Genomic DNA, 9,664 nt, shown 5'->3' with positions numbered 1-9,664 from the left:
GAGCAGCACGCCGGCGTCGACGAGCGCCGCCGCGCCGTCGGCGTCGACCGTCGGCAGCCGGCCGCCCGCGAGCACGACGTCGCCCGGCTCCGGCACGACGTCCCCCGCCTCCACCGCGTGCCCGGCCGCCGTCCACGCCGCCAGCCCGCCGTCGAGGAGCCGCACGTCCCGCAGGCCCGCCCAGCGCAGCAGCCACCACACGCGGGCCGCCGACGTGCCGCCGACCGCGTCGTACGCCACCACGGCCTGCCCCTCCCGCAGCCCCCACCGGCGGGCCGCCTGCTCGAGGTCGGCCACCGCCGGCAGCGGGTGCCGGCCGGCCGCGGGGCTCGGCGGTGCGGCGAGCTCGGTGTCGAGGTCGACGTGGACCGCGCCGGGCACGTGCGCCGCGAGGTGCTGCTCGCGCCCGTCGGTGCGGCCCAGCGCCCACCGCACGTCGAGGACCGCGGGCGGGTCGTCGTCGGCGAGCAGCGCGGCCAGCTCGTCGACGTCCACGAGGACGGCGCGGCGCAGCGCGTCCGCGTCGTCGGGCCGGCGGGCGGGGGTCGGGGCGTCGGTCATCGCGTCCTCCTCGTCGGGTGCGGGCACCGCGCGGCTCAGCGCGCGCGCAGGTCCCGGCGCATCGTCCAGGCGTCGGCGTTCTCCGGCTGGTAGTAGCCGCGGCGCCGGCCGAGCCGGGTGAAGCCCAGGCTCTCGTACAGGTGGATCGCCGGGTCGTTGTCGACCCGCACCTCGAGGAGCGCCGCCTCGGCACCGGTCGCGCGGGCGGCGTCGAGCAGGTGGACGAGCATCGTCCGGGCGATGCCGCGGCCCTGGTGGGCGGCGTCCGTGCCGACCGTCATGACCTGGACGTCGTACCCGTCGAACCACGTGCCCGCGTACCCGACGAGCCGACCGTCGGGCAGCACCGCGCCGACGTACGTGCGCCCGGGACCGCGGAGCTCCTCGCGCAGGGACTCCCGGGACCACGCGCCCGCCCCGAACAGCTCGCCCTCGAGGCGGACGAGGTCGGGCAGGTCGTCGACGGTGAGGGGCCGCACCGTGACGGCGCCGCCGGCGGGGGTGCCCGCCGGCGCGCCCGGCACGGCCGACGTCACGCCAGGACCCGCTTGCGAGCGGTCGGGGGCTGCGCGTCGGGGCGGCGCAGGTAGAGCGGCTCGACGGGCAGGTCCTGCCCGGCCGCCGCCCGCTGCTGCGCGAGACGGACGAGGTGGACCGGGCTCGGTGCGCGTTCCCACGGCATCTCCGGCGCGAACCGCGCGTCCGGGGCGCCGAACACGTCGGGATACAGGTCGCGGCCCGCGCCGAGCACGACCTCGCCGTCCGCGCGCGGCACGTCCCCGGGCGCCGCGACGTCCGGACCGCCGACCGGCACGGCCGTCCCGCCGCGCACCTCGTAGCGCGCCCAGTAGACCTCGCGGCGGCGCGCGTCCGTGACGACGAGCACAGGGGTGCCCTCGTCGAGCCGCCGCTGCGCCGCAGCCGCCGCCAGCGCGTCCAGGCTCGGCACGCCGAGCACGGGCACCCCGAGCGCGAGCCCGAGGACGCGCGCGGTCACCAGCCCGACCCGCAGGCCCGTGAACGGCGCCGGACCCGTGCCGACGACGACCGCCTCCAGGTCCCCCGGGCCGACACCCTGGCGCTCCAGCAGCTCGCGGACGAACGGGGCGAGCTGCTCGACGTGGCGGCGCGGCGTGTCCTCCGAGAGCGCCTCCCCGGTCCCGTCGGGCCGCACGAGCGCGACCGCGACCTCCCCCGACGTGTCGATGCCCAGCCAGGTCATGCGCCCTCCTCCGTCGTCGCCGGCGCGCCCGGCAGCGCGACCCCGCGCCAGCGCTCCCCCACGGCCCGCACGGTGAGCACGCGCTCGCCCGCCGCCGCGTCCTGCACGTCGTCGTCCGCGCCGAGCCCGCCGTGCGGCCGCTCCAGGCGGACCTCCAGCCGGTCCTCCGCCAGCGGCTCGACCCAGCCCTCGCCCCACTCGACCACGGTCACGGCCTCGTCGAGGCTCGCGTCGAGGTCGAGCGCCTCCACCTCGTCGAACGAGCCGAGCCGGTACGCGTCCACGTGCACGAGCGCGGGCCCGCGCGACCCGTCCGGGCGCGGCAGCGGCGGGTGCTCGCGCGCGATGACGAACGTCGGCGACGCGACCTGCCCGCGCACGTGCAGCCCCGCGCCGAGACCCTGCGCGAGCGTCGTCTTGCCGGCGCCGAGGTCGCCGGAGAGCACGACGAGGTCGCCGGCGCGCAGCACGCCCGCGAGCGCGCGCCCCCAGGCACGGGTCGTGTCGGCGTCGGGCAGGCGGACGACGTGGTCGGGGGCGGTCACGCGACTCCTCCGGGGACGGGGACGGACGGGTGGGCGGCGTGCGCGACGGCGTCGGGGGCGTCCCCGGCCGGCCGGTCGCTCTCGACGTAGGTGCGGGGCACGCGGCCGCCGACGCGCGTGACGATCTCGTAGGAGATCGTGCCCGCCGCGTCGGCCCAGTCCTGCGCGGTCGGCTCGCCGTCCGTGCCCGGCCCGAACAGGACGACCCGGTCGCCGGCGGCGTCGCGTGCGCCGGGTCCGAGGTCGACGACGACCTGGTCCATGCAGACGCGTCCCGCGACGCCGAGCCGCCGCCCCCCGACCTGCAGCGGGCCGCCGGGCCGGTCCTGCGTGCCGGACGCGTGGCGCGGCACGCCGTCGCCGTAGCCCACCGGCACGACGCCGAGCACGGTGTCGCGCGGCACGACGTACCGGTGCCCGTACGACACGCCCGCGCCCGCGGGGACCGGCTTGACCGTCGCGAGCTCGGCCTCGAACGTCATCGCCGGCACCAGTCCGTACGCGTCCGGCCCCGCCACCTGCGGCACGGGCGACAGGCCGTAGACGGCGATGCCCGGGCGCACGAGGTCCCAGTGCAGCGCGGGCTCGGTGAGGGTCGCGGCGGCGTTGGCGAGGTGCCGGACCTCGAGCCGCACCCCGGCGCGCTCGACGGCACCGACGGCCTGCGCGAACGCGTCGGCCTGCGCCCGCACCGTCGGGTGCCCCGGCTCGTCCGCGAGCGCGAGGTGCGAGAACACGCCGACGACGTCGACGACGCCCTCCGCCTCGAGCGCCCGCGCCGCGGCGAGCACGTCGGGCAGCTGCCCCGGGACGAGCCCGTTGCGGCTCAGCCCCGTGTCGACCTTGAGGTGCACGCGGGCGGTGCGCCCGGCGGCGCGCGCCGCGGCCGCGACCTCGTCGAGCGCCCAGGGCGCCGCGACGCCCAGGTCGACGTCCGCCTCGACGGCCTCGCGCAGGGGCGCGCCCGGTGCGTACAGCCAGGCGAGCACGCGTGCGCCGGTGACCCCGGCGCGGCGCAGGTGCAGCGCCTCGGTGACCTGCGCGGTGCCGAGCCAGGTGGCGCCGCCCTCGAGCGCGGCCAGCGCGACGGGCACGAGCCCGTGCCCGTAGGCGTCCGCCTTGACCACGGCCATGACCTGCGCGGTGGGGGCGTGCGCGGCGAGCGAGCGGACGTTGCCGCGCACCGCGCCGAGGTCGACGACCACGCGTGCCGGGAAGTCGTTCACGGGTCCCAGTCTCTCACCGCGGCGCGCGCGGGCCGGCGCACCGCGGCGCCGTGCGCCGCGTCGTCCGGGACGTCACCCCAGCAGCTCGGGCGGCACGACGAGGTCCGCGCGGGCGGCGCCGTCGGCGACCAGCCGCGCGTTCGCCTCGTCGGGCCCCGTCGACCACGCGCGCGCCGCCTCCGGCGACTTGCCGAACCGCTCGTGCCGCGCCACGAGGCGGCGCAGGCGCTCGTCGTCGTCCGGCGCCAGGAACCACGACTCGTCGAGGAGGGCGGCCACCGGCCCGAAGCCGTGCGCGTCGAGCAGCAGGTAGTTGCCCTCGACGACGACGAGCGGCACGTCCGCCGGCACCGCGACGGCACCGGTGACGCCGTGCCGCAGGTCGCGCCGGTACTCCGGCGCCCACACGGTGCTCCCCGGCTCGGGGGCGCGCAGCCGCCGCAGCAGGGCGACCCAGCCGTCGGCGTCGAATGTGTCGGGCGCCCCCTTGCGGTCCGCCCGGCCGAGGCGCTCGAGCGTGCTCTGCGCGAGGTGGAAGCCGTCCATCGGGACGACGACGCACCGGTCCCCGTAGACCGCGGCGACCTGCGCGGAGAGCGTCGACTTGCCCGCCCCGGGTGGACCCGCCAGCCCGAGCAGCCGGCGGCCGCCGCGGGCGAGGAGCGCGTCGACCCGGGCGACGAGCGCCGGGTGCAGCGGGGCCGCGTCCGTCACGCGCCCACCAGCGCGCGCACGACCGCCGGCACGGCCCGGGCCACGTCGGACGCCGCGACCGGGCCGCCCGGGTTCGCCTCGTGGGCGGCACGCCCGTGCACGAGCGCGGCGAGGGCGGCGAGCGCCGCCGGCAGCGTCGGATCGGCCGGGACGTCGGCCGCGCGACCCGCCAGCACGGCGCCCAGGACGCCGCCGAGCACGTCGCCCGCCCCCGCGGTCGCGAGCCACGCGGGCGCGTCGGCCTGCGCGTACACGGTGCCGTGCGGCCCGACGACGACGGTGACGCCGCCCTTGAGCAGGACGGTCGCGCCGGTGAGCTCGTGCGCGCGACGGGCGTGCGCGAGCGGCGCCGCCTCGACGTCGGCGCGGTCGACGTCGTCGCCCCGGGCGCGCAGCAGCGTCGCGAGCTCCCCGGCGTGCGGCGTCAGCACGACGTGCGGGGGCACGCGCTCCGGCAGCAGGTCGAGCGCGCCCGCGTCGACGACAGCCGGCTCGCCGTGCCGGACGGCGTGCGCGAGGGCCGTGCGGACGCGGTCGCGCTGCGCGTCGTCGTCGGGCGCGACGCCGGAGCCCAGCACCCACGCCTGCACGCGTCCCTCCCCCACGACCACCTCGGGGTGCGCCGCGAGCACCTGCGGCCCCGCGTCGCCGACGTACCGCACCATGCCGACGCCCGCGCCCAGCGCGCCCGACACGGACAGCACCGCCGCACCGGGGTACGCCGCCGACCCGGCCACGACGCCGAGCACGCCGCGCGAGTACTTCTGCGCGGTCCCGCCCGGCACGGGCCACAGGTCGGCCGCGTCGGAGGTCTCCAGCCGCGCGACCGCGGGACGCGTGGGCAGGGTCAGCCCGATGTCCACGGCCTCGACCGCACCCGCGGCGGTCGCCGCCGGCGGCAGCAGCAGCCCCGGCTTGGCCGCGCCGAACGTCACCGTCAGGTCGGCCTGCACGACCGCGCCCGCGGCGGTGCCGTCCGCGACGCCGATGCCCGACGGCACGTCCACGGCCACGACGAGCGGCCGGCCCGCCGCGGACCGCGCGTCCGCGAGCGCCGCCACGAGCGTGCCGGCGGCCCCGCGCACGCCGCCGCCGCGGGCCCCGATGCCGAGCAGCCCGTCCAGCACCACGTCCGCGTGCGCGAGCAGCGGGGGGACCTGGGACGGGACCGGGGGCTCGCCCGACGCACGCCCGGGTGCGACGTCGTCCGGTGTCGCGTCCTCGGCGCCGAGGTCGTCAGGGGCGAGGTCGTCGGGGGCGAGGTCGTCGACCCGCACCACACGGCCGTGCGCGGCCTCCAGCGCCGCGAGCCCGCCCGCGTGCACCCGCGGGGCCGCCAGCAGGGCCGTGACGCGCACGCCCCGGCGCGCCAGCCGCGCACCGGCGTGCAGCGCGTCGCCGCCGTTGTTCCCCGCGCCGACGAGCAGGACGACGTGCGCCCCGGCGACCCGCCCCCGTGCGGCCCGCAGCACGTGCGCCGTCCGCACCGCGAGGGCGAACGCGGCCCGGTCCATGAGCGGCGCACCGGCCGCGAGCAGCGGCTCCTCGGCCGCGCGGACGTCGTCGGGGTCGTGGGCGAGCAGCACCCGACCATCCTGGCCCGCGGCCGAGAACCGTGCGAGCGGCGGCCCGCGTCCGGATCGTCGACCCGGCCGGAGCCGTGCCCTGGCGCGGTATAGCGTGCGACGCATGCGCTTCGGACTCTTCATCCCCCAGGGCTGGCGGCAGGACCTCACCGGCATCGACCCCCAGCAGCACTGGCCCGTCATGCGTGGGCTCGCGCAGTGGGCCGACGCCGGTGACGCCTACGAGTCGATCTGGGTCTACGACCACTTCCACGCCGTGCCCGAGCCCAACGGCGAGGCGACGCACGAGGCGTGGAGCCTCGTCACGGCCTTCGGCGCCGTGACCGAGCGCGTGCGCCTCGGCCAGATGTGCACGTGCATGGGCTACCGCAACCCCGCCTACCTCGCCAAGGTCGCCACGACCGCGGACCACGTGTCCGGCGGCCGTGTCGAGATGGGCATCGGCGCCGGTTGGTACGAGCACGAGTGGCGCGCGTACGGCTACGGCTTCCCCACGGCCGGCGAGCGCATCGCGATGCTCGACGAGGGCGTGCAGATCTTCCGCCGGCTGTGGACGGACGGCGTCGCGACGCTCGACGGCCGGCACTACCAGGTCGACGGCGCGCAGCTGTCGCCGCTGCCGCTGCAGGCCGGCGGCCCGCCGCTGTGGATCGCCGGCGGCGGTGAGAAGAAGACGCTGCGCATCGCCGCGCAGCACGCCGCCTACACGAACTTCGACGGCACGCCCGAGGGCTTCGCGCACAAGTCGGAGATCCTGCGCGGGCACTGCGAGGCCGTCGGCCGCCCGTTCGACGAGATCACGCGCTCGGCCAACTACAACGTCGTCATCGGCCGCACCCAAGCCGAGGTCGACGACCGCCTCGCGTGGGTCCACGAGCACCTGCGGCAGACGGTGCCGGACAGCGCCGACCGCGAGTTCGCGCAGTGGTCCCGGGGTCCGCTCGTGGGCACGCCGGAGCAGATCGTCGAGAAGCTCCGCGAGCTCGAGGGCCTCGGCATGACGTACGCGATCACGTACTTCGCCGAGGCGGCGTACGACCGCTCGGGCATCGAGCTCTTCACGAGCGAGGTCGTCCCGCACCTGCGCTGACGCGACCCGCCCGACGCCCCGGCGCCCGTCCCACGGACGAGCACCGGGGCGTCGTGCGTCCAGCCTCCCGCACCCGCCCCGGCCCGCCGCCGAGCCCTCTCGCCGTCGAGATCGCCGCTCCGGCGCCGACATCGCCGCCCCCGACCGGCGATGTCGACGCCGAACCGGCGACCTCGGCGCACGCGGCGCCGACCTCGTCACCCCAGCATCGACCTCGTCAGGTCTCCGTGACGAGGTCGACGCACATGCGACGAGCTCGACGCGGTGCGATATCTGCGGTCGCGCCGTCCCCGGCGAGGTCGGTACCGGGGCGGCGACGTCGCCGGTCGGAACCTCGCCGGGGCGGCCCGGGCGACGCTCGAGGCGACGCGCGAGGTCAGGCGTCGCGTTCGGCGACGACGACGGCCGAGGCGATGCCCGCGTCGTGGGAGATCGACAGGTGGAACCGGTCGACGCCGAGCTCGTGGGCGCGGGCCTGCACGGTCCCGGTGATCTCCACGACCGGCTGCGCGCCCGCGACCCGGCGCACGGTCGCGTCCTGCCAGCTCATCCCGGGCGGCGCGCCGAGGGCCTTCGCGATCGCCTCCTTGGCGGCGAACCGCGCGGCGAGCGACGCGGGCGGCAGGTCCCGCTCGTCCGGCGTGAACAGGCGCGTGCGCAGCCCGGGGACGCGCTCGATCGTCGCGAGGAACCGCGCGACGTCGACGACGTCGATGCCGACGCCGACGATCACGCGCGGCCGCCCGCGCGGCGGGCCGGGCGGACGCCGACGCGGCGGCCCGCGACGACGACGCCCCGCCCCCGCGCGCTCACTCGACCGTGACGGACTTGGCCAGGTTGCGGGGCTGGTCCACGTCGAGGCCCTTGGCCGTCGCGAGCTCGCACGCGAAGATCTGCAGCGGCACGACCGCGAGCAGCGGCGCGAGCAGGCTGGACGTCTGCGGGACCGTGAACACCTCGTCGGCGTACGGGCGGACCGCCTCGTCGCCCTCCTCGGCGATGACGAGCGTGCGGGCGCCGCGCGCCCGGATCTCCTGGATGTTCGAGACGATCTTCGAGTGCAGCGAGTCACGCCCGCGCGGCGACGGCACCACCACGAACACCGGCTGCCCGGGCTCGATGAGGGCGATCGGCCCGTGCTTGAGCTCGCCCGCGGCGAAGCCCTCGGCGTGGATGTAGGCGAGCTCCTTGAGCTTGAGCGCGCCCTCCATCGCGACGGGGTAGCCGACGTGCCGGCCGAGGAACAGCACGGACTGCGTGTCCGCCATCCAGCGCGCGATCTCGCGCACGCGGCCGGCCCGGTCGAGGACCTGCTGGATCTTGTCGGGGATCGCGCGCAGCTCGTCGAGCACCTGCCCGACCTCGTCCGCGTACTTGTTGCCGCGCAGCTGCGCCAGGTACAGGCCGAGCAGGTAGGCCGCGGTGATCTGCGAGAGGAACGCCTTCGTGGAGGCGACCGCGATCTCGGGGCCGGCGTGCGTGTACAGCGCCGCGTCGGACTCGCGCGGGATCGTCGAGCCGTGGGTGTTGACGATCGCGAGGGTCGTCGCACCCTGCTCCTTCGCGTGCCGGACCGCCATGAGCGTGTCCATCGTCTCGCCGGACTGCGAGACGGCGACGACGAGCGTGCGCTCGTCGACGACCGGGTCGCGGTAGCGGAACTCGTGCGCGAGCTCGACCTCGACGGGGATGCGGCACCAGTGCTCGATGGCGTACTTGGCGACGTGCCCGGCGTACGCGGCCGTGCCGCACGCCACCACGACGATCTTGTCGACGGCGCGCAGCACCGACTCGTCGATCCGCATCTCGTCGAGCACCAGCCGGCCGGTCGTGTCGGTGCGGCCGAGCAGCGTGTCCGCGACCGCCTGCGGCTGGTCGTGGATCTCCTTGTCCATGAAGGACCGGAAGCCGCCCTTCTCGGCGGCCTTGGCGTCCCAGTCGACCGTGAACCGGCGGGCCTCGACGGGCGTGCCGGCGAAGTCGGTGACGGTGACCTCGGTCGGCGTGATGGTGACGACCTGGTCCTGGCCCAGCTCGAGGGCGTCGCGCGTGGACGCGATGAACGCGCTGACGTCCGAGCCGAGGAAGTTCTCGCCGTCGCCGAGGCCGACGACCAGCGGGGAGTCGTGCCGCGCGCCGACGACCGTCGTCGGGTCGTCCTCGTGCACGGCGAGCAGGGTGAACGTGCCGTGCAGCCGCTGCGCGACCGTGCGCAGCGCGACGGTGAGGTCGGGCGTCTGCGCGTACTGCCGCGCGACGAGGTGCGCGACGACCTCGGTGTCGGTCTCCGACGTGAACGCGACGCCGGCGACCTCGAGCTCCGCCTTGAGCGTCGCGAAGTTCTCGACGATGCCGTTGTGGATCACGGCGACGCCGTCCGACACGTGCGGGTGCGCGTTCACGTCGGTCGGGCCGCCGTGCGTCGCCCACCGCGTGTGGCCGATCGCCGCGGTGGCCGCGGGCATCGGGTGGGAGTCGATCTCCTCGACGAGGTTGGCGAGCTTGCCCGCCTTCTTCGCGGTGGCGAGCGACGCCCCCGGCGACACGAGCGCGACACCGGCGGAGTCGTACCCCCGGTACTCCAGCCTCCGCAGCCCTTCGAGGACGACCTCCAGGGGTCGACCGCTCGGCTGCTGGCTCCCGACGTACCCGACGATCCCGCACATGGCGACGATCCTAACGACTGGGCGGTCGTCGGCGGTCCGGACGGGCGCGTGCCG

Annotated in this window: 10 protein-coding genes; 1 reads left to right on the top strand and 9 read right to left on the bottom strand. The window is 77.2% G+C overall.

From position 1 onward, the window contains the following. From AB6N23_RS01245 to AB6N23_RS01215, 7 genes are all read right to left on the bottom strand, one after another. The coding region (locus AB6N23_RS01245) for a sulfurtransferase (RefSeq protein WP_412863956.1) at nt 1-561 on the bottom strand (561 nt) is incomplete at its 3' end. A 35-nt stretch (nt 562-596) separates the two neighbouring features. Further along, entirely contained in the window at nt 597-1,097 is a 501-nt protein-coding gene (gene rimI, locus AB6N23_RS01240) for a ribosomal protein S18-alanine N-acetyltransferase (protein WP_412863954.1), read from the bottom strand. After that, on the bottom strand, nt 1,094-1,783 hold the full coding sequence (gene tsaB, locus AB6N23_RS01235) for a tRNA (adenosine(37)-N6)-threonylcarbamoyltransferase complex dimerization subunit type 1 TsaB (RefSeq protein ID WP_412863952.1): 690 nt from the start codon (nt 1,781-1,783) through the stop codon (nt 1,094-1,096). Before tsaB ends, rimI begins: the two co-directional genes overlap by 4 nt. Continuing rightward, nucleotides 1,780-2,328 (bottom strand): tRNA (adenosine(37)-N6)-threonylcarbamoyltransferase complex ATPase subunit type 1 TsaE, encoded by a 549-nt coding sequence (gene tsaE / locus AB6N23_RS01230; RefSeq protein WP_412863949.1) that lies wholly within the window; start codon nt 2,326-2,328, stop codon nt 1,780-1,782. Before tsaE ends, tsaB begins: the two co-directional genes overlap by 4 nt. Then, on the bottom strand, nt 2,325-3,554 hold the full coding sequence (gene alr, locus AB6N23_RS01225) for an alanine racemase (protein ID WP_412863947.1): 1,230 nt from the start codon (nt 3,552-3,554) through the stop codon (nt 2,325-2,327). Before alr ends, tsaE begins: the two co-directional genes overlap by 4 nt. 72 nt (nt 3,555-3,626) lie before the next feature. Further along, entirely contained in the window at nt 3,627-4,268 is a 642-nt protein-coding gene (locus AB6N23_RS01220; protein WP_412863945.1) for a nucleoside/nucleotide kinase family protein, read from the bottom strand. Beyond that, the gene (locus AB6N23_RS01215; RefSeq protein ID WP_412863943.1) at nt 4,265-5,854 is read right to left on the bottom strand and encodes a bifunctional ADP-dependent NAD(P)H-hydrate dehydratase/NAD(P)H-hydrate epimerase; all 1,590 of its coding nucleotides are present in this window, start codon (nt 5,852-5,854) and stop codon (nt 4,265-4,267) included. The genes AB6N23_RS01220 and AB6N23_RS01215 overlap by 4 nt, the downstream gene beginning before the upstream one ends. Before the next feature lie 103 nt (nt 5,855-5,957). On the opposite strand from AB6N23_RS01215, the gene AB6N23_RS01210 reads away from it, so the two are divergent. Next, nucleotides 5,958-6,944, top strand: a complete 987-nt coding sequence (locus AB6N23_RS01210) for an LLM class F420-dependent oxidoreductase (protein ID WP_412863941.1) — start codon at nt 5,958-5,960, stop codon at nt 6,942-6,944. Between the two features lie 376 nt (nt 6,945-7,320). Here the strand turns inward: AB6N23_RS01210 and AB6N23_RS01205 are convergent, their stop codons facing one another. Together AB6N23_RS01205 and glmS are read right to left on the bottom strand one after the other, a co-directional pair. Continuing rightward, nucleotides 7,321-7,677 (bottom strand): holo-ACP synthase, encoded by a 357-nt coding sequence (locus AB6N23_RS01205; RefSeq protein ID WP_412863939.1) that lies wholly within the window; start codon nt 7,675-7,677, stop codon nt 7,321-7,323. Between the two features lie 76 nt (nt 7,678-7,753). Further along, complete coding sequence (glmS, locus tag AB6N23_RS01200; RefSeq protein WP_412863937.1) at nt 7,754-9,610, bottom strand: glutamine--fructose-6-phosphate transaminase (isomerizing); 1,857 nt, start codon at nt 9,608-9,610, stop codon at nt 7,754-7,756. Nucleotides 9,611-9,664 lie beyond the last annotated feature (54 nt).

It is taken from the genome of Cellulomonas pasadenensis (assembly GCF_047229365.1).
In the GTDB taxonomy this organism is placed as follows: domain Bacteria; phylum Actinomycetota; class Actinomycetes; order Actinomycetales; family Cellulomonadaceae; genus Cellulomonas.
Note: the sequence above shows the minus strand (reverse complement) of the source record. Positions and strands in the feature narration are given on the sequence as shown.

Bases quoted from the DNA above. Each gene is read 5' to 3' on its own strand.
- AB6N23_RS01210 (WP_412863941.1), top strand. From the start codon at position 5,958: ATGCGCTTCGGACTCTTCATCCCCCAGGGCTGGCGGCAGGACCTCACC.
- glmS (WP_412863937.1), bottom strand. From the start codon at position 9,610: ATGTGCGGGATCGTCGGGTACGTCGGGAGCCAGCAGCCGAGCGGTCGA.
- tsaB (WP_412863952.1), bottom strand. From the start codon at position 1,783: ATGACCTGGCTGGGCATCGACACGTCGGGGGAGGTCGCGGTCGCGCTC.